Genomic DNA, 21,504 nt, shown 5'->3' with positions numbered 1-21,504 from the left:
GCATCTCATTTTGTTTCGGCCCGTTTTGTTTGCCCCTGTGATGGAGCCAAGGATGAGCGTCCAGGCTGATACCAAGCGTTTGCCCCCCCACGCTGTCATGGCCCGCAAGGGCGGAACCCCGTTGGTGTGCCTGACAGCCTATACGGCCCCGATGGCCCGATACCTGGACCCCCATGTCGATGTTTTGCTGGTGGGCGATTCTGTGGGTATGGTCCTGTATGGCATGGAAACCACCCTGCCGGTCTCGCTTGATATCATGATTGCCCATGGCCGCGCTGTTGCCGGTGCGGCACGCCGTGCCTGCGTGGTTGTGGATCTGCCCTTTGGAACCTATCAGGAAAGCCCGGAGCAGGCTTTCCGGACTGCGGCGCGTGTTCTGGCCGAGACCGGCGCGGCTGCTGTCAAGCTGGAGGGCGGGACCGAAATGGCACCGACTATCCGTTTCCTGGTTCAACGGGGCGTTCCGGTAATGGGGCACGTCGGGCTGACGCCGCAGTCCTGCAATACGCTTGGTGGCTTTCGCGCCCGGGGGCGTACCGGGGAAGAAGCCAGGCAAATCCAGGATGATGCCCTTGCCGTTGCCGAAGCGGGGGCGTTTTCTGTGGTGCTGGAGGCTGCGGTGGAACCACTGGCACGGACCATTGCGGGCCAGGTTCCGGTTCCTGTGATTGGCATCGGGGCTTCGGTGGCGTGTGATGGCCAGATTCTGGTTACCGAAGACATGCTGGGGCTGTTTGATACATTCACACCGCGTTTTGTCCGGCGTTATGCCGAGCTTGGGACCTTGCTTTCCGATGCTGTTGCCGGGTATGCCGCTGATGTTCGGGCGCGTGTCTTCCCGGGGCCTGAGCATTGCTTTGCCGTCGCCGGGAAGGCGCAAGATCATGATAGCAGTGGGCAGCAATGATAATGGACGGGACTGTGCAGGCCATGGTGAACATTGTGCATACTGTTGCCGACCTGCGTGCACAGGTGGCCGACTGGCGGGCTGACGGGTTACGGGTGGGGCTGGTCCCGACGATGGGTGCCCTGCATGCTGGCCACATGGAACTGGTTCGGCTGGCCCGGCGCAAGGCGGACCGGGTAGTCGTTTCGATCTTTGTCAATCCAACCCAGTTCGCCCCGGGAGAGGATTTGACCCGCTATCCCCGCCAGCCCGAGCAGGATTGTGTGCGGGTTGCCGATGCCGGCGGGCACGTTGTGTTCATGCCTTCTGTTGATGACATGTACCGCCCCGGTGCCTCCACTTTTGTCGAGGTATCGGGCGTGTCTTCCGGTCTGTGTGGCGACCGGCGGCCCGGGCATTTTCGCGGCGTGGCAACGGTGGTCACCAAGCTGTTGTTGCAGTGCCTGCCCGATGTCGCCGTGTTCGGAGAGAAGGATTTCCAGCAGCTGCAGGTTATCCGCCGCATGGTGACGGATCTGGATATCCCGGTCACGATCGAAGCCGCACCACTGGTGCGGGATGTTGATGGCCTGGCCCTGTCTTCACGCAATGCTTATCTTGGCCCGGCTGAACGCCAAACAGCGCCCCGTCTTTATGCGATTCTGTGTGAGACAGCCCGGTCTATCCGTGAAGGTGCCGATCCGGTACAGGCCTGTGAGGTTGCAGCAGGTCAGTTGGAGCAGGCGGGCTTTGGCCCGATTGATTACCTGGATGTGCGTGATGAACGCACCTTGCAGCCCCCGGATGGGGAGTCCGGTCCGTTCCTGCGTCTGTTTGCTGCTGTCTTTCTGGGAAAAACGCGCCTGATTGATACGGTGCGTGTGTGGGATGCCTGATCTGGTATCAGGCCCCGCCGGTATTGTCGCTGCGTACCGATGACAGGAACGCAGTGACTGTGCCCGACAGCGCGCGCATGTGCTCCACAAGCTCCGTGCAGTCCTGAAGAACGCGGTTGGCTGCCTCACCGGTGCTGTTGGTTGCATCGGTTACAGCCGTGATGGTGTTGCGTACTGTGGTTGTGCTGTGGGATGCCTGCTGGGTGTTGCGGGCAATTTCGTGGGTTGCGGCCCCTTGTTCCTCGATCGCTGCCGAGATAGCCGATGCGATCTCGCTCATCCGGCGGATAACGTCCGATATCGCCTGTATGGCTTTTGCGGCATCCCGGGTGGCCCCCTGGACCGAGCGGATCTGCTGGCCAATTTCTGCTGTGGCCCGTTCGGTCTGGTTGGCCAGTGTCTTGACCTCGTTGGCGACCACGGCAAACCCTTTGCCCATGTCCCCGGCCCGTGCGGCCTCGATAGTGGCATTCAGGGCCAGAAGGTTTGTTTTCTCTGATATCGCGCTGATCAGGCGCACAACCTCGCCAATGCGTTCGGTGCTGTCCAGCAGGCTGACAACCTGTTCATTGGCATGCTGGGCTTGCTCCACCGCCTGCGATGCAATGGTGGTGGAGCGGGCAACCTGCTGCCCGATTTCCCGGATGGATGTTGACAGCTCTTCGGCGGATGAAGCCACAATTTCCACATTGGTCGCTGTTTCCAGCGTTGTTTCACGTACAACCCCGGCCTGATGTGTGGCATCCCGTGCTGTGGCGGTCATTTCCTCTGCGGCCATATGCATGTTGCCGGCTGCATCCGAGATGGTTTGCACAACCGTTGCCACATTGCGTTCCAGGTCATCAGCCAGGGCCAGCATGGAGGCCCGGCGCCGGGCTTCGGCCTGCTGTGCGCTGGCGGCGCGTTCCTGGTTCAGCCGTTCCACCTCCCGGGCGTTGTCGCGAAAGATCTGCACGGCAGAAGCCATGTCACCAATTTCATCATGCCGGTCGATACCGGGAATCTCGATGTCCTTGTTGCCTTCGGCCAGAAGGCGCATGGTCCGTGTCATGGCCTGAATGGGATTGGCGATGCTGCGCCCGATCATGAACGAGGCCCCGATTCCAACGACAAGGCTGGCCAGGGTCAGGCCAGTGACAAAGACACTGGCACCGTTCAGGCTGTTTGTGATGGCTGCCTGCGTATCCTCCTGGATACGTTTTTCTTCCTGCAGGGACAGCTCCTTGATCCGTTCGGTGGTGGAGGTGATGGCCTCCCCGATTGTGTGAAGCTGCTCTTCCAGAACCAGAAGCTCGCTGACCACGCCGGACAGCTCGTTCAGGCTGTCTTGATATTGTTCATAGGGTTTATTCGCTGCGGTTCGTACCTCGGGGACGGCAGCCATGACTTCCTCGACCACGAACAGCTGTTCCCATGCGGTTCCAAAGCGTTCCACATTGCGTGTCAGGAGATAGTCATCCACAGCCTGCCGGGCCAGAAGGACGTGTTCGGCCATGCGGCCGGCAAGTTCGACGGTTGTGGTATCTCCACGGCGGGCAGCGCGGGTGCGGACATCCCGGGCCTGTTGGAGAATTTGCTCGGACAGGGGGGTCAGTGTGCCGGCGATCAGTGTTACCCGCCGCAGTACCAGATCGAGGGCAGGTGTCAGAACGGCACGATAGGCTTGCAGTGTTGTCGCAAGCTCATCCACAGCACCGGCTGCGGGGGTTTTCTCGGCCTGTATCCACAGCTCGGCCACCTTCTGGTCCAGGACACTGTTCTGGGACAGGATTTCGGCCCGGCCTTTCTCATCCGGATAGCGGGAGTAAGATGTGACCAGGTTGTCGAAGGCCATGATCTGGCGGTCCAGGGCCACGGCGGCCACCGCCTTGGTTGAGGCACCGGATATAATTGTAACGTGGCGCCCGACATCCTTGAACATCCACACTGATCCTGCGGCCACAACCATAAACAGGACCAGCACAACAGCAAACCCGACCATCAGTCGGGCATGGATTTTCAGGACGGCAGGCATTCCCACTCCCCCACGGCGACAGAACAGTGCCCCTGTCGCCGGACATCATAGCCCGTTTGGCCGGGGCTGTCCGCTATCCGTGTCGTTCTGTGGCCAGTGTGTCGGAAATGCCATCAACAGCCGCTGTCTTCAAACATCCAGCCCATGCCTGCCCCGGGATTCCGGGCATAACGCTCCAGCAGGCGTTCGGCCGGTGTTTGTCCGCTTTCGGCAATGGCAAGAAGGGGATCCAGGAAACCTGTCTCATCCTGTCCCTTCTGGTTCATGCGATTCCGTCGCTTCAACCCGTTGTGGGCGATATCCAGAACGATCCGTGCAACTTCTTGCAGGGACTGCCCACCAATCCGGGCCTTCAGAGCTTGGCGCGGGACATCGGCCAGAAGACGCCGCCGGTCCTCTGCGGTCCAGGGGCGTATCAGGTCCAGGGCAGCAGTCAGGCTGTCGCTGTCATACAGCAGGCCGGTCCAGAATGCGGGCAGGGCGCACAGACGTTCCCACGGGCCAACATCCGCACCGCGCATTTCGATGTACTTTTTCAGACGGACATCAGGAAAGGCTGTAGACATATGGTCTGCCCAGTCTGATTCCGTCGGATATTCTCCCGGCAAGGCCGGCAGGCGCCCGGCCATGAAGTCACGGAAGGATTGCCCCGACGCATCGATGTATTGGCCCTTGCGATAGACAAAATACATAGGCACATCAAGCAGGTAATCAGCCCAGCGTTCAAAACTGAAGCCGTCCTCGAACACCAGCTCCGGCATGCCGCAGCGATCGGGATCCGTGTCGGTCCATACATGCGCCCTCCAGCTCAGGAAGCCGTTGGGTTTTCCCTCGGTGAACGGGCTGTTGGCCCACAGGGCGGTGGCCAAAGGCTGCAGGGCGGTGGCAACCCGCATCTTGGCCACCATGTCGGCTTCGGAACCATGGTCCAGGTTGACCTGGACGGTGCAGGTTCTCAGCATCATGTCCAGACCCAGGGATCCCCGTTTGGGCATATAGGCCCGCATGATGCGATACCGGCCCTTTGGCATCCAGTGTACGTCATCCCTGCGGGCTGTCGGGTGGAAACCAAGAGCCAGCAGGCCTGCTCCCAACTCCGAGCATACGACCCGCATCTGTTGCCGGTGCGTGCCAATTTCCGCGCAGGTCTGGTGCAGGGTTTCCAGTTGGGCACCTGACAGCTCCAGCTGTCCGCCCGGTTCCAGGGAAATGGAGGCCCCGTCTGCACGGGTCATGGCAATGACATGCTCCCCCTCCCTGACCGGTTTCCATTCAAACCGTTCCAGTCCCTTCAGGATATCGCGGATTCCGCCGGGTTCATCATAGGACAGCGGCGCATGGGTATCCCGTCGGAAGGCGTGCTTTTCATGCTCGGTTCCGATCTTCCATTCATGTGCGGGGCGGCTTCCGCTTTCCAGATAGCGTACAAGATCATCCCGGCTCAACATGGGTGTAGGGGTGGCAGAATCAGACATAGGCATGAAAAACAGTCTCCGGAGTCCTCGAATGTAGCGGGCACTTTATCAGTGCAATCATGATATCAGTATGGTCGTATCAAGGGGTGGGACCAATCCCCGTTTATGGCTTGCCAGCAGGTCAGGCTGGCCATGGCGGCTGTTTCGGCCCGCAGGATGCGGGGGCCAAGGCTGACGGGGCGGACGAAGGGTGCCTGGTGCAGCAACTCTGTTTCCCGGGGGTCAAAGCCACCCTCGGGGCCGGTCAGAAAGGCCGCCGGCCCGGATGCCTCCCTTGCTAGGACTGTGGCAACAGGGTCCCCGCGTCCGGTTTCGTCGGCAACATACAGGGTCCGTGTGTGTTCCCATCCCGCCAGAAGAGACTCCAGCCGTTCCGGCATACGCATGTCGGGAACTGTACTGCGCTCGCATTGCTCGGCCGCTTCGATCGCGGTTGCCCGCAGACGCTCGACATTGACGCGCTGGCTGTTGGTGCGGCTGGTCAGGACGGGCCAAAGGACCGATGCACCCAGCTCTGTTGCTTTCTGGACAATCATGTCCGTTCCGTCTTTCTTGACCGGGGCAAACAGCAGCCAGACGTCCGGGATACCGGTGTCCGGCTGTGGGCGCAGGCAGGACAGGGCGCGTAATTCCACGCGCTGACGATCAAGGTGCACAATATCGGCCAGCCAGTCTCCGTCCTGCCCGTTGAACAGACACACCCGGTCCGCCGGGCGGGCCCGCAGGACCGACCCCAGATAACGGGCTTGTCCGGCATCAGCCAAGACAGGCGCATTCTCTGCCAGTCGGGCAGAAACAAACAGGCGGCACAGCACACGTGCGGACATGGGATCTCCGGTTGGAACAGGCGGGACATGTCATCCCGTGAAGGAAGACCATTCAGTGGCACGAACCGGGAAGATGCATCAAGCAATTGTTGTTCCGCTGTTTCATTGTTAAACAGGCACCATGAGCAATGCACGACATATGGCTGGCGATATGCCGGTCAACGGGTGGATAGACCGCGCGGTTCCGGTATCCCTGCGCCCGTTCCTGAAGCTGTTGCGGCTGGATCGTCCGGTTGGCAGCTGGCTTTTGCTGTTTCCCTGCTGGTGGTCCCTGGTCCTGGGGGCTGCTGCTGTGGATGTCCGCTTGCAGGACTGCATCCCTTCAGCACTGCTGTTCTGGGTGGGCGCCGTTTTGATGCGTGGGGCAGGGTGTGCGATCAACGATGTTCTTGACCGCGACATTGATCGCCTGGTGGAGCGCACCCGCTCCCGTCCCCTGGCGTCCGGTGCTGTTTCCGTGCGGGCTGCGTTGATCCTGATCGGACTGGTCATGCTGGCCGGCCTGTTGATTCTTGTGTCCTTCAACACGGCCACGATTCTTCTGGGTCTGGCGTCGGTGCCCATGTTTCTTGCCTACCCGCTGATGAAGCGCCTGACCATGTGGCCACAGGTATGGCTGGGCCTGACATTCAGCTGGGGTGCACTTCTCGGGTGGACTGCAGTGACCGGTGCCCCGGGGTGGCCCATGCTTGCCCTGTATGCTGGTGCCTTCTTCTGGGTTCTGGGGTATGACACAATCTACGCCCACCAGGACCGCGAGGAAGATCGCATGGTTGGAATCGGCTCCTCGGCGCTTGCGTTGGGGGAAAGAACAAAGCCGGCCGTTGCCGTGTTCTATGGTATGGCGCTGTTCCTTTTCACCCTGTCTGCCGCCTTTGCCGGGGTATCATGGCTGTTCTATCCTTGTCTTGTTCCGGCCCTGTGGCATGCGGCGCGTCAGGTTCATCAACTCGATATTGATGATCCGTCAGGTTGCTTGGTCGTGTTCCAGTCAAACCGGGAATTCGGGTGGCTTGTTCTGGGGGCTTGTCTTGCCGGCCATCTGTCTATCACAATTCCGGGATCAGGCTGAGTCACACACCGGGTCTTGCCGTTGCGGACATACGGGAGCCCCCTTTGCGGTCAATGCCCCGGCCCTGCAATCTTTTACAGCACAAACAGTAAGAACAGGTGGACACGACTGTTCCCTTCCGTATGTCCACGGGGTGGTGCCGGTGTTACGATCAGGGTCTGTGGTAGGGAATTGATACTATTCCGCCTTGTCCGGATCTGTGGTCTTCTTCCGGGGATGGCGTGGGCAAACTGGCTTTGCGGGCGTTTTTTTGCTTCCCGCTCTCTTTCGTGCGGGTGCCATGTCAGGACAGGAGAACAGGAATGCAGGCCGATCAGGATAGCAAACCCGTAGAGACGGGCGAGAATGCCCCGGTTGCTGCATCGGCCCCCAAGAGCATGATGAGCAAGATCCTGTCGATTGCCATCGGCACGGTTATTGCTGTGTTTGTGGTGTATTCCCTGTACAGCGATTTCTATCAGCGCTCGGCCATCCGCAAGGGTATAGACGCGGATTTGCATCACATGGGCGATATTGCGGCCGAGAATATCAGCAACTGGTTGAATGCCCGCCTGCTGCTGACCCGGTTGGCGGCCGATGGTATTGCCCGCACCGATGCCAGTCCTGCTGCTGTCAGCACCGAACTGGGCCGTGCAACGCTGATGGAAAGCTTCAATGCATCCTATCTGGGTGACATCCATGGAGTCTTTACCCAGCAGCCGCCGGCTACCGATTTGCCAGCCGGGTATGACCCGCGCAAGCGTCCTTGGTACAAACAGGCCGAGACAGAAAAGGGGCCTGTGATTACGCCCCCCTACAAATCAGCCACGACGCCGGATTTGAATATTACCATTGCTATTCCTGTTTATCAGAGCGGCTCTCTTGTGGGGGTTATTGGCAGTGACTTCCTGATTGGTGATCTCTCCAAAATGATCGGGGAAATTACCTTTGGCGGGATGGGGCGTGCGTTTCTGGTCGACAAGGCCGGCACCATCCTGATGCACCCCGATCCCGATGTGGTCACCAAGAAGATGGCCGATATCTATCCGGCCCAGACGCCTTCCATCACATCAGAGGTTGTGACGGCTTCCGATGGTCGTCATACGGAACTGATGACGTTTATCCCTGTTAGCGGCCTCCCCGGGGTGGAATGGTTCCTGGTGGTCAGCGTGGACGAGGACAAGGCCTTTGCCCAGCTGACGGATTTCCGGGTTTCGGCCCTGGTTGCCGCGCTGCTCGGCGCCCTTCTGATGATCGTGATCCTGCGCCAGACCTTGAACGTGCTGGTGGCCCACCCGGTTCTTGAAATGACCGGCGCGATGAAGGATCTGGCATCCGGGAACCTGGAAGTGCAAATCCCCGGCGACGGGCGTGATGACGAAATCGGCGCCATGGCCCACGCGGTTGCCGTGTTCCGCGACAACGCGCTGGAACGTCGCCGTCTGGAGGCCGAGCAGGCCGAAGCCCGCCGTGCTGCCGAAGCCCGTACCATCAAGGTCGACAAGCTGATCTCGGCCTTCAGCGGCGACATGAACACCGTGCTGGGCACGGTCACATCTGCCGCCACGGAGCTGGAAGCCACCGCCGGTGCCCTGTCGGGGACCGCCGACCGTTCCGCCCGCGACGCCACCACGGCTGCAGCGGCTACCGAAGAAGCGTCGGTCAACGTCCAGGGTGTAGCCCATGCCACCGAGGAACTGGCCGCTTCCATCAACGAAATCGCGTCCCGGGTTGAGAATTCACGCCTGATCGCCGAACGGGCCTCGGATTCCGCCCACCGGACAAACCAGACCGTGCAGTCCCTGGTCGAGGCCACCCAGAAGATCAGCCAGATTGTGAACCTGATCAACGACATCGCCAGCCAGACCAACCTGCTGGCCCTGAACGCCACCATCGAAGCCGCCCGCGCCGGTGAAGCCGGAAAAGGCTTTGCCGTGGTCGCCAACGAAGTGAAAAGTCTGGCCGGGCAAACCAGCCGGGCGACCGATGAAATCGGGTCCCAGATCCAGGCCATCCAGACCGTTTCCGATCATGTGGCCGCCGCCATTGCCGATATCGCCAAGGTGATCGAGGAAATCAACAACATCACCGGCGATATTTCCACCGCCATCGATCAGCAGGGCGCCGCAACACGCGAAATCGCCCGTAACGTCGCCGAAGCCGCTGCCGGCACAAACGAAGTCTCCCAAAGCGTCATCAACGTCACAAACGGGGCCCGCGAAACCGGAGACAACGCCAGCCAGGTCCTCGCCGCCGCCGGTGAACTCTCAAGACAATCCGAAATGCTCAAAAACCGAGTCGACGAATTCTTCCACAGCATACGGAATGTGTAGGGCCGACTCGGCAATGCCTTGCTTGTAAATTTGTACCGTATATGCGCCTGACGCCGGGGGGCAGTTGTTTTTAGGGGGAGCCAGTTCATGCAGGCCGATCAGGATACCAAACCCGTAGAGACGGGCGAGAATGCCCCGGTTGCATCGGCCCCCAAGAGCATGATGAGCAAGATCCTGTCAATTGCCATCGGCACGGTCATTGCAGTGTTCGTGGTGTATTCCCTGTACAGCGATTTCTATCAGCGCTCGGCCATCCGCAAGGGTATAGACGCGGATTTGCATCACATGGGCGATATTGCGGCCGAGAATATCAGCAACTGGTTGAATGCCCGCCTGCTGCTGACCCGGTTGGCGGCCGATGGTATTGCCCGCACCGATGCCAGTCCTGCTGCTGTCAGCACCGAACTGGGCCGTGCAACGCTGATGGAAAGCTTCAATGCATCCTATCTGGGTGACATCCATGGAGTCTTTACCCAGCAGCCGCCGGCTACCGATTTGCCAGCCGGGTATGACCCGCGCAAGCGTCCTTGGTACAAACAGGCCGAGACAGAAAAGGGGCCTGTGATTACGCCCCCCTACAAATCAGCCACGACGCCGGATTTGAATATTACCATTGCTATTCCTGTTTATCAGAGCGGCTCTCTTGTGGGGGTTATTGGCAGTGACTTCCTGATTGGTGATCTCTCCAAAATGATCGGGGAAATTACCTTTGGCGGGATGGGGCGTGCGTTTCTGGTCGACAAGGCCGGCACCATCCTGATGCACCCCGATCCCGATGTGGTCACCAAGAAGATGGCCGATATCTATCCGGCCCAGACGCCTTCCATCACATCAGAGGTTGTGACGGCTTCCGATGGTCGTCATACGGAACTGATGACGTTTATCCCTGTTAGCGGCCTCCCCGGGGTGGAATGGTTCCTGGTGGTCAGCGTGGACGAGGACAAGGCCTTTGCCCAGCTGACGGATTTCCGGGTTTCGGCCCTGGTTGCCGCGCTGCTCGGCGCCCTTCTGATGATCGTGATCCTGCGCCAGACCTTGAACGTGCTGGTGGCCCACCCGGTTCTTGAAATGACCGGCGCGATGAAGGATCTGGCATCCGGGAACCTGGAAGTGCAAATCCCCGGCGACGGGCGTGATGACGAAATCGGCGCCATGGCCCACGCGGTTGCCGTGTTCCGCGACAACGCGCTGGAACGTCGCCGTCTGGAGGCCGAGCAGGCCGAAGCCCGCCGTGCTGCCGAAGCCCGTACCATCAAGGTCGACAAGCTGATCTCGGCCTTCAGCGGCGACATGAACACCGTGCTGGGCACGGTCACATCTGCCGCCACGGAGCTGGAAGCCACCGCCGGTGCCCTGTCGGGGACCGCCGACCGTTCCGCCCGCGACGCCACCACGGCTGCAGCGGCTACCGAAGAAGCGTCGGTCAACGTCCAGGGTGTAGCCCATGCCACCGAGGAACTGGCCGCTTCCATCAACGAAATCGCGTCCCGGGTTGAGAATTCACGCCTGATCGCCGAACGGGCCTCGGATTCCGCCCACCGGACAAACCAGACCGTGCAGTCCCTGGTCGAGGCCACCCAGAAGATCAGCCAGATTGTGAACCTGATCAACGACATCGCCAGCCAGACCAACCTGCTGGCCCTGAACGCCACCATCGAAGCCGCCCGCGCCGGTGAAGCCGGAAAAGGCTTTGCCGTGGTCGCCAACGAAGTGAAAAGTCTGGCCGGGCAAACCAGCCGGGCGACCGATGAAATCGGGTCCCAGATCCAGGCCATCCAGACCGTTTCCGATCATGTGGCCGCCGCCATTGCCGATATCGCCAAGGTGATCGAGGAAATCAACAACATCACCGGCGATATTTCCACCGCCATCGATCAGCAGGGCGCCGCAACACGCGAAATCGCCCGTAACGTCGCCGAAGCCGCTGCCGGCACAAACGAAGTCTCCCAAAGCGTCATCAACGTCACAAACGGGGCCCGCGAAACCGGAGACAACGCCAGCCAGGTCCTCGCCGCCGCCGGTGAACTCTCAAGACAATCCGAAATGCTCAAAAACCGAGTCGACGAATTCTTCCACAGCATACGGAATGTGTAGTTGACCACATCCTGTATAGAGAAGCCCCCCGCGTTACCGTCGAGGGGCTTCTCTGCATTCTGTCATGCCTGCCGGGCGTCGATAATGCTGCGCCGTATCGCGCGCGTGCGCGTAAAAAGGCTGTGCAAGGTTTCACCATCGCCACGGCGGATTGCACGCTGCATGGCGGTCAGGTCTTCGGTAAAGCGTTGTAATGTTTCCAGGACAGCGGTTCGGTTCTCCAGGAAGATATCCCGCCACATGGTTGGGTCAGATGCGGCAATACGGGTGAAGTCACGAAAGCCGGATGCTGAATACTGGATTACTTCCCGCTTCAGATCATCCTGCAGGTCATCGGCCGTGCCCACAATGGTATAGGCAATCAGGTGGGGCAGGTGCGATGTAATGGCCAGCACCTGATCATGATGGTGCGCATCCATCACATCCACCCTTGATCCGATGGCTTCCCACAGTGTGCGTACTTTTTGTATTGCCTCTGGATCGGTTTCTGCCGGGGGGGTCAGGATACACCAGCGGTCCCGGAACAGCTCGGCAAAGCCGGCCTCTGGTCCGGAGTGCTCTGTTCCGGCAATGGGATGCCCGGGGACCAGATGCACACCGGCAGGCAGCTGAGGAGCAATGGCATTGACTATCCCCTGTTTGACGGAGCCAACATCACTGAGAATGCAGCCCGGCACCAGAGCAGGGACAAGGGTGCGCGCCAGTTCGCTCATGACACCGGCGGGGACAGCCAGCACAACCAGGTCCGCCCCTTCGGCGGCCTGAACAGCGGTATCGTGGATGCTGTCCACAATACCAAGCCGCAGGGCTGTTTCCATGCTGCCGTCGGGGGCAGAGAAGCAGGCGATATGCCCGGCAAGGGATTTGGCTTTGACAGCACGGGCAAGGGACGAGCCGATCAGGCCAATTCCGATCAGGCACAGGCGGGAGAACAGGGGCGATGGCATGGCAGGCAATGGCAATCCTTGGGAACAGAGCAACAGACAGTGGCACCGTAGCGCCTTCTTCTGGTTCCGGATACCGGTTCCTGCCCGGTATGGCAATGCCCGGAACCGTCGGCCAGAAGTTCAGCAGCGCTCCTTCAACAGAAGCTTGGCAGGAAGCAAGCGTTCCCACCCCCCTCGTACAGTCGAGCGTGGAGCTATTCCTTCGGTACGAGGGGGGCTGTCTTTAACACCCGTTACGCAAGATATCCGGGCGGGAAGGGGACGGCATAACCGCCCACAACGCGGAACTTGCGGACCTGTGAGAGGGTCAGCACACTTTGCAGGCGCAGGTCGTCGGCAAGAATGCAGCCTTCAAGTTCCACAAGATGGATGCGTGTATCCGGGCCCGCATCAATGGAATCAGGGACCTCCACCACGGTCAGCCCTACCTGTGCAACCAGTTCTCCCACGCCCGAGCGGCTCAGGCTGTCATCGGTTTCAAGAGTGACATACGTGCGGTCATCCCCCGTGTTTTCCTGGGGCAGGCGGCAGATGACCAGCCCTTCCAGTCCATCTCCGCGTCCGGTGCCCGGACCGGCAAAGGGAACGCGGGCAACAATGGACGGGGTATCCGGCTGATCGGACAGGAGATGAGGCCACCAGCGCTCCCGGTCATCGGGACCCGGCAGGGGCACAATGCCAACCACGGCATCACCGTCGGCAACCATGCGTACCACGCTGCCCGCACTTTGGGACGGGATGGTGCGGGTATATGTTCCATAGGAGTCACGCCCCAGCTCCAGATAACCTGAACCACGAACAGGCGTGAAAACGGCCATTGACAGGGAACCTTCCAGGGCAACCATGGCCGCGAACAGCTCCCGCCAGATGCGGACAATAACAGAGCGGCGGAATTTGGCACCTTCGGCTCTTTTGACCAGCCGCCGCAGGATTTGCATTTCCCGGCCCGGACGCAGGAAGATCCCGACGCTTTCACCGGCGGCACGCTTGACATCCCCGACGGTGGAGACAATACGGCTGCGTTCCAGCAGAAGATCGATAATCTGGTTGTCGATGGCGTCGATACGCTCGCGCAGTGCGCCCAGTGTTGGCAGGGCCAAGGTGGTGTTGCTCTCCGGCATGCCGTCAATTCCCTGGTTTGAATGTACAGTTGATGGTAGTAGCCGGATCCATTGCAGAAGGCAAAGAAAACATACGACAAACCTGCTTTTCCATCAACCGTGGCGCAAGGATCCTGCGCCGGAAAGGGAGCCTGTTTCCCCGGGCGTATGACCCGCATCACCATAGAACACACCGGATTTGCTACGCGGTCCTAGGTTAAGCCGGTCCGGTACCCCCAGGCCGACCCGCTGACCGGCGGCGTGTTCCTGGCGCGGGGTGGCGTAGATCTTTTTGCCGGCTTCGGCTACCAAGACCCCGGAGAACTGCGGGAACCAGTGTTCCCCTATATTCTCGACACCCTGCGCCCAAGCTGTCGGGATCCGCGACCCAACCGGAGGAAAGAACAGGGCAGGGGATGTGCCAAGGGTGGTGAACAGGGCATCGTCCAGCAGGCGGGACAATTGCCCCGCCGAGCAGGGGCGCCCTGCCCCGAACGGTGTTCGATCCATGCGGGCCCATATGCCTTGGCGGTTGGGTGTAATAACGGCGATCCGCCCGTTGTCGGCCATGACCCGCCACAGTTCCCGCATCAAGGCCCGATTCTGGTCGGTATGTTCGATTGCGTGGCAGACAATGACCCGGTCAAACAAGCAATCGGGAAAGGGCAGGCTGGTGTCTTCGGTCAGGGTGACACGGTTTCCCCCGTGTCCCGGCCATTCCATAACCCCCTGGGGGCCAGGCATGGCGGCAACAACCCGTTCGGCTTCATCCGCGAATGGCCCCAGGAGCGGCGTGGTAAAGCCCATGCCCAGAATCCGGCAGCCACGCACATCGGGCCACAGTTCCCGCAGGCGGCGGCGCAGCAGCATTCCCGCCACCTGTCCCAGGGGACTGGCGTAAAAGGTATGCAGATCTGCCACATCAAGGTACATGTGCACCCACCCACGCCCGGTTTACATCACGTGTTGTCCCGCGATTACAGGGTGAGTATAGCACAGACAGGCCGGTCCGTACCGCGTAAACGGTCCGGGGTATGCCAGCAGCAAAAAAGCCCTTGCTTTCGGGGAGATCAGGGGGATTCACTGGCGCCGCATCTAGGAGGCAGGAACGATGACACCAGAAGGTCTGCAGGCGGAAGAGTTGGAGATCGTGCGAATCCCTGTGCTTCAGGATAACTATGTATGGTTGCTTCATTGCCGGGCAACAGGAATGACAGCGGTTGTGGACCCTGCCGAGGCTGATCCTGTCCTGTCGGTATGTGCCCGGCACGGGTGGTCCTTGTCCCTGATTCTGGTCACCCACCATCACCATGACCATATCGGCGGAATACCGGCCCTGCGCCAGGCCACAGGGTGCAAGGTTGTCGCAAATCCCGCCGATTCCGGGAGGATTCCCGGTATTGACCTGGCCGTTACGGACGGGGATTCGGTATCCGTGGGCCAAGCCCGGGCACAGGTCATGGCCGTACCCGGGCATACCAGCGGGCATATTGCCTTTTATTTTGCCGGCGCGCGTGCCCTGTTCTGTGGCGATACCCTGTTTCTGCTGGGTTGCGGGCGGATGTTCGAGGGCACGCCGGAACAGTTCTGGTCATCCCTGGTGCGCCTGCGGGCCTTGCCGGATGAAACGCGGGTATACTGTGCGCACGAATATACGGCCATGAACCGGCGTTTTGCGGTGGCGGTAGACCCTGAGAACATGGCCCTGAAAGAGCGGGAGTCCGTGCTTGAGGCTTGTATGACCTATGGATGCCCGACGGTTCCCGGGGTATTGGGGCAGGAAAAGGCAACCAACCCCTTCCTGCGGGCCGATGTACCGGCCTTGGCCCGGGCTGTGGGGCTGGAGGCCGGTGCTGACCCTGTTGCGGTGTTTGCAGCGCTGCGTCAGCGCAAGGATACGTTCTGAAACGATTGCCGGAATACAACGGGTTCGTATAGTGTGCAGGTGCATTATGTCCGTGCCCCGTGGCCCGCAGCGGCGCCCGGCCCGCCGGAGACTGGGGAGAACACCGCACCATGTATTCGCACGCCGTACCCTATCCGGTCCGGGAGGCTGTCCTGCTCGATGCCCTTGGCATTGTGGATCTGGCCGCTGTTGCTGTCTTTGCCATTACCGGTGCCCTGGTTGCGGCACGGCGCGAAATGGATCTTCTGGGCTTTATCCTGGTGGGTACCGTGACCGGCATCGGCGGGGGGACCCTGCGCGACCTGGCCTTGGGTGTACAGCCGGTGTTCTGGGTCAGCAGCCCGGGGTATCTGGTCGTCTGTATTGTGGCTGCCGGCATGACCTACTGGATGGCCCGGTTCCTGGATTCCCGCTATAGCGCCCTGTTGTGGGCCGATGCTGTTGGTCTGGCCCTGTATTCCGTTATCGGGGCCTTCAAGGCCGAACTGTTCAATGCCGCGCCGGTGGTGTGCGTGACCATGGGCATGATGACGGCAGCCTTTGGCGGCCTGATGCGTGATATTATCTGCGGGGAACGGTCTCTTCTGTTCAATCCGGAGATCTATGCCACGGCCGCCCTGGCAGGGTCGGTAGCCTTTGTGGCATCTGCCGGGCTTGATATCCCGGTGGAAGCCCGTGCCCTTGCCGGGTTCTTTGTGGCCCTTGCCTTGCGGGCGGGGGCTATCCAGTATGGCTGGACCCTGCCCAAATACGTTCACCCCGAGCCTCCGCCCCGGTCGGGGGAGGGTGTGGACCATGGCTGATCACGGCTTTTTGCATACAGGATGCTGTGTCAGGGCAAGGCAACAGTTGCCATTGTGGCGCGGATGGAATACCTCTGGGCGGCGTTCCTGATGTCTCTGCTGCTGCCCGGATCCCGATGACCCCATGCGTCTGATACGCCACTGTCACGAAGTACCGCCGTCCCTGCGCGGCATGGTCATTGCCCTTGGCAACTTTGACGGTGTGCACAGGGGCCACCGTGCCGTGATCGGTGCGGCACTGGACCAAGCCCGTTCCATGGGCCGTGCGGCGGCCGTCATGACCTTTGATCCGCATCCGCGCCGTTATTTCCGGCCCGATCTGCCGCCCTTTGCCCTCAGTTCCCTGCGCCAGAAAGTACGCCTGATCGGGGAAACCGGGGTTGACCTTCTGTGCGTGTTGCGCTTTGGTCAGGCCCTGGCCGGATTGAAGGCGGAGGATTTTGTGGATACGGTCCTGGTGCGCGACCTGGGTGTATCCGGTGTTGTGGTGGGGGATGATTACGCCTTTGGCAAGGGGCGTGCGGGCGATGTCACCCTGCTGCGTACATTGGCGGCCAGTCGTGGTTTTTCCGTGACCAGTGTGGCCCCGGTCTGTATGCCCGACGGGACGATCTGCTCCTCTACCGCTGTGCGTGAGGCCCTGATGGCCGGTGATGTAGAGGGGGCAACCGCTTTCCTGGGGCGCCCGTGGGAGCTGGAGGGTCGGGTGTGTCGGGGGCAGGCCCGTGGCCGTGTCCTGGGTTTTCCGACCGCCAATGTCGATCCCGGTGCCCGCACCCGTCCGGCCCGGGGGGTGTATGCCGTGCGCGCGGGCCTTGACCACGACGGGGAAACCCGCTGGTATGACGGCGTTGCCAATTACGGGACCCGCCCGACCTTTGGCATGACCGATGATGTTCTGGAGGTTCACCTGCTGGATATGAACAGGGATCTGTACGGCCAGCGCCTGAGGGTGCAGCTCTTGGGGCGCATCCGTCCGGAGCAGGCTTTTTCCGGTCCCGATGCCCTGAAGGCCCGTATTGCCGCTGACATCGATGCCGCGCGAATTATTCTGGCCCGTGGTGCCGTAAACCACACCGCCTGACCCTGTTGCTGTACCCTGTTTGCCGAATACCGGATAAGACCATGACCGCCGATTACAAGAATTCTGTTTTCCTGCCCCGCACGTCCTTTCCCATGCGGGCAGGTCTGCCTGCCCAGGAACCCGGACACCTGGAACGCTGGAACCGGATGGGGCTGTATGCCCGCCAGCGTGAACAGGCCCGCGGGCGTCCCCTGTTCGTGCTGCATGATGGCCCTCCGTATGCCAACGGCCACCTGCACATCGGGCACGCCCTGAACAAGATCCTGAAGGATGTGGTGGTCCGCTCGCGGCAGATGATGGGCTTTGACGTGGACTATGTTCCGGGGTGGGACTGTCACGGCCTGCCGATTGAATGGAAAATCGAGGAAGAGTACCGCGCCCGTGGCCAGAACAAGGACGATGTGCCGGTGGTGGAGTTCCGGCGTGAGTGCCGCGCCTTTGCCGAACGCTGGATCGATATCCAGCGCGAGGAATTCCGCCGGCTGGGCATCGGCGGGGACTGGGACAGGCCCTATACCACCATGGCCTATGCGGCCGAGGCCCGCATTGTGGCCGAGCTGGGCAAATTCCTGCTGGATGGCAGCCTGTACCGCGGTGCCCGTCCGGTGCTGTGGTCGGTGGTCGAGAAGACCGCCCTGGCCGAGGCCGAGGTTGAATACAAGGACCACACCTCCACCACCATCTGGGTCCGCTTCCCGGTGGTGTCGGCCCGCGTGCCGGCCTTGCAGGGGGCGGATATTGTCATCTGGACGACAACCCCCTGGACTATCCCCGGCAACCGGGCGCTGGCCTGCGGGGCGGATCTGGAATACGGCGTGTACCGTGTGACATCCGTTACGGATGGTGCCCTGGTGTCGGTCGGGGACCGGCTGGTCCTGTCCACATCCCTGGCGTCTTCGGTGATGGAAACCGGCCATTTTGAGGCTGTCTGCGAGGCCAACCTGGGCGGGGCTGACCTTGATGGTGTGCTGTGCGCCCATCCGCTGCGGGGGCAGGGGTATGACTTTGACGTACCGGTGATGATTGGTGACTTTGTGACCGCCGATCAGGGAACCGGGATTGTGCACCAGGCTCCCGGCCATGGCGAAGACGATTTCTACCTGTGCCGGTCCAAGGGAATTCATCCGCCGGACATGGTTCTGGATGGCGGGACTTACGCCGATACCATTCCCCTGTTTGCGGGGCAGCATATCTACAAGATCGCGCCGGTGATGGTTGATGCCCTGACGGCTGCCGGCAAGCTGGTGGCGCATGGCAAGCTGGTGCATTCCTACCCCCATTCGTGGCGGTCCAAGGCACCGTTGATCTATCGCGCCACGTCGCAGTGGTTCATTTCCATGGACAAGACCGGCCTGCGTGACAAGGCTCTGGCTGCTGTTGATGCCACCCGCTTTGTGCCGGCCATGGGGCGCAACCGTCTGCGGTCGATGGTGGAACAGCGTCCGGATTGGTGCGTATCCCGCCAGCGCAGCTGGGGCAGCCCGGTCACGGTGTTTGTCAACCGCCATACAGGGGAGCCCCTGCGTGATCCGGCGGTGATGGACCGTATCGTTGCCGCCGTGGCCGAGCGTGGCGCCGATGCCTGGTTCGAGGACAACCCGCAGGATTTCCTGGGTGATGCCTATGACCTGAAAGACTATGAACAGGTGCGCGACGTGCTGGATGTCTGGTTTGATTCCGGCTGCACACATGCCTTTGTCCTGGAGGACCGGGATGGAAGCGCGTGGCCGGCAGACCTGTACCTGGAAGGGTCGGACCAGCATCGCGGCTGGTTCCAGTCATCCCTGCTGCAAAGTTGTGGAACCCGTGGCCGGGCGCCTTACAAGGCGGTGCTGACGCATGGCTTTACCCTGGACGGGCAGGGCCGCAAGATGTCGAAATCGATCGGCAATACGGTGGCGCCACAGGATGTGGTGAAGGAATACGGGGCCGATATCCTGCGTTTGTGGGTTGCGTCCACCGATTACATGAACGACCAGCGTCTGGGGTCGGAGATCCTGAAGCAGACGGCGGAAAGCTATCGCCGCCTGCGCAACACCCTGCGCTATATGCTGGGGGCGCTGGATGGCTTCTCTGCAGCCGAGGCCGTGACCGATGAAGCTTCCATGCCCGAGCTGGAGCGCTGGGTCCTGCATCGTCTGACCGAGATGGATGCAATCGTTCGCCGCTGCTGCGACGATTACGAATTCCAGACCCTGTTTGCCGAGCTGACAGCGTTTTGTACCAACGATCTGTCCGCGTTCTATTTTGATATCCGCAAGGATCTTCTGTACTGCGGCCATCCGCAGGATCCGGAGCGTCGGGCCTGTCGTACGGTGATTGACCGTTTGTTCAACACCCTGGTGCGCTGGATGGCGCCGGTCCTGTGCTTCACGGGCGAGGAAGCGTGGCTGTGCCGTCATCCGGGCGATGACAGTTCGGTCCACCTGACCGGGTTTGAGGCGGTGCCCGGACACTGGCGCGATGATGCCCTGGCCGCGCGCTGGGCTGCCGTGGCACGTGTTCGCCGCGTGGTTCTGGGGGCGCTGGAACAGGCCCGCAATGCCAAGGTCATCGGGGCGTCCCTGCAGGCCCATGCGGTGGTGTATGCACCGGCAGAGGTGCAGGATGGTATCCGTGCCTATCCAATGCACGATATTTGCATCACTTCGGCCCTGACCCTGTCATCCGATCCGGTTCCCGATGCGGCCTATACAGTGCCCGAGGTTCCGGGCGTGGGTGTGGTCATCGAAACAGCAACCGGGGAGAAGTGCCAGCGGTGCTGGAAGGTTCTGCCCGATGTTGGTTCCCACCCCCGTGAAGGGGTGTGCCAGCGTTGTGATGATGTTCTGGCCCGGACGGAACCCGCCTGATGCCTGAAACCCCGTCCCACGTCCCTTTTGCCCGGCCTGGCGCCTGGCGCTGGTTTGTGCTGGTGTCCCTGTGCCTGGTGCTGGATCAGGCCAGCAAGGCGTGGGTGGTGGCGTTCTCGGGCGGGCTTCCGATGTCGGTCGAGGTGCTGCCGTTCCTCAACCTTGTCATGGCCTGGAACCGCGGTGTCAGTTTCGGGCTTCTTGGCGACAGTGGCCTTGGGCCGTGGCCGCTTCTGGTCATGGCTGTCCTGCTGGCCGGGGTGCTGGGTGCATGGATGCTGCGGGCTTCCCATTGGCTTCTGGCCTGTGCGCTGGCGCTGATGACCGGTGGCGCCCTTGGCAACGCAATTGACCGCGTACGCTGGGGTGCTGTGGCTGATTTTTTGGACTTTCATGTTCTGGGCTGGCATTTTTGGGCGTTCAATCTTGCCGATACGTGGATTTCCGTCGGGGCGGCGCTGCTTGTTGCAGACAGCTTGTTTCGACGCGAAAGCTGACGTACAACCAGAAACGTAAAACCCGGAGGTTTAAGTGATGTTGCGTCGGCTTTCCCTGTCCCTTTGTATTGTGGCTCTTGCCGGCGGCGGTTTGTCCGGTTGTGGCAGCGAGACCCGTCGGGCTCTTGGCCTTGACAAACGGTCGCCCGATGAATTTGCCGTGGTGTCGCGCGCACCCCTGACCGTTCCGCCTGACTTCAGGCTGCGTCCGCCCGAACAGGGTGCCCCCCGTCCCCAGGAGATATCAACGTCGGACCAAGCCCGTGATGCTGTCTTTGGTGGTCGCGCCCAAGCACGCCGGGTTGCCACAACCCATGGGGAAGGCGCCTTGCTCAAGCTGGCGGGGGTGGACCAGTCTGTTCCCGGCATTCGTTCGATTGTAGACCGCGAGACATCGGTCTTTGCGCGTGAGGAGAAGACCTTTACCGATCGTCTGGTTTTCTGGCGCGACCCGGAACCAACCGGCACCATGGTTGATGCTGCGGCCGAAGCAAAGCGGCTGCGTCAGAACCAGGCGCTGGGCAAGGCGGTGACCGAGGGGGATACCCCGAAGATTGAACGGCGCCAGCGTGCTCTTCTGGAGGGGCTTCTCTAGGAGCCTCCGGTTCGGGGCCGTGTGGGGATTTTGTGTGCGGCGGCCGGTCTGTTCCGGTCGCCGCATTGCATATGGCCTGACCGGCAAAGGGAAAATCTGCGTATCTTGTGTTCCTGTGACATAGTTCTGCCGGAATGTGTTGTC

17 protein-coding genes are annotated in these 21,504 nt (G+C 61.1%); 11 read left to right on the top strand and 6 right to left on the bottom strand.

What is annotated here, in order from left to right:
* Positions 1-52: 52 nt before the first annotated feature.
* Entirely contained in the window at positions 53-907 is an 855-nt protein-coding gene (panB, locus tag HEQ61_RS05735; RefSeq protein WP_168020323.1) for a 3-methyl-2-oxobutanoate hydroxymethyltransferase, read from the top strand.
* Positions 908-930: 23 nt separating this feature from the next.
* Positions 931-1,782 (top strand): pantoate--beta-alanine ligase, encoded by an 852-nt coding sequence (panC, locus tag HEQ61_RS05730; protein WP_245183149.1) that lies wholly within the window; start codon positions 931-933, stop codon positions 1,780-1,782.
* 7 nt (positions 1,783-1,789) lie between these two features.
* Here the strand turns inward: panC and HEQ61_RS05725 are convergent, their stop codons facing one another.
* The 3 genes from HEQ61_RS05725 to HEQ61_RS05715 form a co-directional block, all read right to left on the bottom strand.
* On the bottom strand, positions 1,790-3,796 hold the full coding sequence (locus HEQ61_RS05725) for a methyl-accepting chemotaxis protein (RefSeq protein ID WP_168020321.1): 2,007 nt from the start codon (positions 3,794-3,796) through the stop codon (positions 1,790-1,792).
* A 113-nt stretch (positions 3,797-3,909) separates the two neighbouring features.
* Positions 3,910-5,271, bottom strand: coding sequence for a glutamate--cysteine ligase (locus tag HEQ61_RS05720; RefSeq protein WP_168020365.1), 1,362 nt, complete (start codon positions 5,269-5,271; stop codon positions 3,910-3,912).
* A gap of 65 nt (positions 5,272-5,336) precedes the next feature.
* The gene (locus HEQ61_RS05715) at positions 5,337-6,098 is read right to left on the bottom strand and encodes a 16S rRNA (uracil(1498)-N(3))-methyltransferase (protein WP_168020320.1); all 762 of its coding nucleotides are present in this window, start codon (positions 6,096-6,098) and stop codon (positions 5,337-5,339) included.
* 121 nt (positions 6,099-6,219) lie between these two features.
* On the opposite strand from HEQ61_RS05715, the gene ubiA reads away from it, so the two are divergent.
* From ubiA to HEQ61_RS05700, 3 genes are all read left to right on the top strand, one after another.
* Positions 6,220-7,170 carry a 4-hydroxybenzoate octaprenyltransferase gene (ubiA, locus tag HEQ61_RS05710; RefSeq protein WP_168020319.1) on the top strand — a complete coding sequence of 317 codons (951 nt, stop codon included), beginning with the start codon at positions 6,220-6,222 and terminating at the stop codon, positions 7,168-7,170.
* A 302-nt stretch (positions 7,171-7,472) separates the two neighbouring features.
* Positions 7,473-9,482, top strand: coding sequence for a methyl-accepting chemotaxis protein (locus HEQ61_RS05705; RefSeq protein WP_168020318.1), 2,010 nt, complete (start codon positions 7,473-7,475; stop codon positions 9,480-9,482).
* Positions 9,483-9,569: 87 nt separating this feature from the next.
* Positions 9,570-11,576: a methyl-accepting chemotaxis protein gene (locus HEQ61_RS05700; protein ID WP_168020317.1), complete on the top strand. Its 2,007-nt coding sequence runs from the start codon at positions 9,570-9,572 to the stop codon at positions 11,574-11,576.
* A 62-nt stretch (positions 11,577-11,638) separates the two neighbouring features.
* Here the strand turns inward: HEQ61_RS05700 and HEQ61_RS05695 are convergent, their stop codons facing one another.
* The 3 genes from HEQ61_RS05695 to HEQ61_RS05685 all read right to left on the bottom strand — a co-directional run bounded on the left by HEQ61_RS05695 (position 11,639) and on the right by HEQ61_RS05685 (position 14,556).
* On the bottom strand, positions 11,639-12,523 hold the full coding sequence (locus HEQ61_RS05695) for a prephenate/arogenate dehydrogenase family protein (RefSeq protein WP_168020316.1): 885 nt from the start codon (positions 12,521-12,523) through the stop codon (positions 11,639-11,641).
* Positions 12,524-12,756: 233 nt separating this feature from the next.
* A complete protein-coding gene (locus HEQ61_RS05690; RefSeq protein ID WP_168020315.1) occupies positions 12,757-13,644 on the bottom strand; it encodes a chorismate mutase in 888 nt (295 codons plus the stop codon).
* A 93-nt stretch (positions 13,645-13,737) separates the two neighbouring features.
* Positions 13,738-14,556, bottom strand: a complete 819-nt coding sequence (locus tag HEQ61_RS05685) for a class I SAM-dependent methyltransferase (protein ID WP_168020314.1) — start codon at positions 14,554-14,556, stop codon at positions 13,738-13,740.
* 178 nt (positions 14,557-14,734) lie between these two features.
* Between HEQ61_RS05685 and gloB the strand changes: the two genes are divergently transcribed.
* The 6 genes from gloB (at position 14,735) to HEQ61_RS05655 (ending at position 21,360) form a co-directional block, all read left to right on the top strand.
* The gene (gene gloB / locus HEQ61_RS05680; RefSeq protein ID WP_168020313.1) at positions 14,735-15,529 is read left to right on the top strand and encodes a hydroxyacylglutathione hydrolase; all 795 of its coding nucleotides are present in this window, start codon (positions 14,735-14,737) and stop codon (positions 15,527-15,529) included.
* Between the two features lie 110 nt (positions 15,530-15,639).
* The gene (locus HEQ61_RS05675) at positions 15,640-16,332 is read left to right on the top strand and encodes a trimeric intracellular cation channel family protein (RefSeq protein ID WP_168020312.1); all 693 of its coding nucleotides are present in this window, start codon (positions 15,640-15,642) and stop codon (positions 16,330-16,332) included.
* A gap of 124 nt (positions 16,333-16,456) precedes the next feature.
* Positions 16,457-17,416, top strand: a complete 960-nt coding sequence (locus HEQ61_RS05670; RefSeq protein WP_168020311.1) for a bifunctional riboflavin kinase/FAD synthetase — start codon at positions 16,457-16,459, stop codon at positions 17,414-17,416.
* 41 nt (positions 17,417-17,457) lie between these two features.
* Positions 17,458-20,268, top strand: a complete 2,811-nt coding sequence (ileS, locus tag HEQ61_RS05665) for an isoleucine--tRNA ligase (RefSeq protein WP_168020310.1) — start codon at positions 17,458-17,460, stop codon at positions 20,266-20,268.
* Positions 20,268-20,765 (top strand): signal peptidase II, encoded by a 498-nt coding sequence (gene lspA, locus HEQ61_RS05660; RefSeq protein WP_168020309.1) that lies wholly within the window; start codon positions 20,268-20,270, stop codon positions 20,763-20,765. Before ileS ends, lspA begins: the two co-directional genes overlap by 1 nt.
* Positions 20,766-20,802: 37 nt before the next feature.
* The gene (locus HEQ61_RS05655; protein WP_168020308.1) at positions 20,803-21,360 is read left to right on the top strand and encodes a DUF3035 domain-containing protein; all 558 of its coding nucleotides are present in this window, start codon (positions 20,803-20,805) and stop codon (positions 21,358-21,360) included.
* Positions 21,361-21,504 lie beyond the last annotated feature (144 nt).

This window comes from Haematospirillum sp. H4485 (genome assembly GCF_012102745.1).
Lineage (GTDB): Bacteria > Pseudomonadota > Alphaproteobacteria > Rhodospirillales > Rhodospirillaceae > Haematospirillum.
The sequence above is the reverse complement of the archived record's forward strand: the minus strand, read 5'-3'. Positions and strand labels throughout refer to the sequence as shown.

Coding starts and splice junctions, on each gene's coding strand:
- panB (WP_168020323.1), top strand. CDS start 53: ATGAGCGTCCAGGCTGATACCAAGCGTTTGCCCCCCCACGCTGTCATG.
- panC (WP_245183149.1), top strand. CDS start 931: ATGGTGAACATTGTGCATACTGTTGCCGACCTGCGTGCACAGGTGGCC.
- HEQ61_RS05725 (WP_168020321.1), bottom strand. CDS start 3,796: ATGCCTGCCGTCCTGAAAATCCATGCCCGACTGATGGTCGGGTTTGCT.
- HEQ61_RS05720 (WP_168020365.1), bottom strand. CDS start 5,271: ATGTCTGATTCTGCCACCCCTACACCCATGTTGAGCCGGGATGATCTT.
- HEQ61_RS05715 (WP_168020320.1), bottom strand. CDS start 6,098: ATGTCCGCACGTGTGCTGTGCCGCCTGTTTGTTTCTGCCCGACTGGCA.
- ubiA (WP_168020319.1), top strand. CDS start 6,220: ATGAGCAATGCACGACATATGGCTGGCGATATGCCGGTCAACGGGTGG.
- HEQ61_RS05705 (WP_168020318.1), top strand. CDS start 7,473: ATGCAGGCCGATCAGGATAGCAAACCCGTAGAGACGGGCGAGAATGCC.
- HEQ61_RS05700 (WP_168020317.1), top strand. CDS start 9,570: ATGCAGGCCGATCAGGATACCAAACCCGTAGAGACGGGCGAGAATGCC.
- HEQ61_RS05695 (WP_168020316.1), bottom strand. CDS start 12,523: ATGCCATCGCCCCTGTTCTCCCGCCTGTGCCTGATCGGAATTGGCCTG.
- HEQ61_RS05690 (WP_168020315.1), bottom strand. CDS start 13,644: ATGCCGGAGAGCAACACCACCTTGGCCCTGCCAACACTGGGCGCACTG.
- HEQ61_RS05685 (WP_168020314.1), bottom strand. CDS start 14,556: ATGTACCTTGATGTGGCAGATCTGCATACCTTTTACGCCAGTCCCCTG.
- gloB (WP_168020313.1), top strand. CDS start 14,735: ATGACACCAGAAGGTCTGCAGGCGGAAGAGTTGGAGATCGTGCGAATC.
- HEQ61_RS05675 (WP_168020312.1), top strand. CDS start 15,640: ATGTATTCGCACGCCGTACCCTATCCGGTCCGGGAGGCTGTCCTGCTC.
- HEQ61_RS05670 (WP_168020311.1), top strand. CDS start 16,457: ATGCGTCTGATACGCCACTGTCACGAAGTACCGCCGTCCCTGCGCGGC.
- ileS (WP_168020310.1), top strand. CDS start 17,458: ATGACCGCCGATTACAAGAATTCTGTTTTCCTGCCCCGCACGTCCTTT.
- lspA (WP_168020309.1), top strand. CDS start 20,268: ATGCCTGAAACCCCGTCCCACGTCCCTTTTGCCCGGCCTGGCGCCTGG.
- HEQ61_RS05655 (WP_168020308.1), top strand. CDS start 20,803: ATGTTGCGTCGGCTTTCCCTGTCCCTTTGTATTGTGGCTCTTGCCGGC.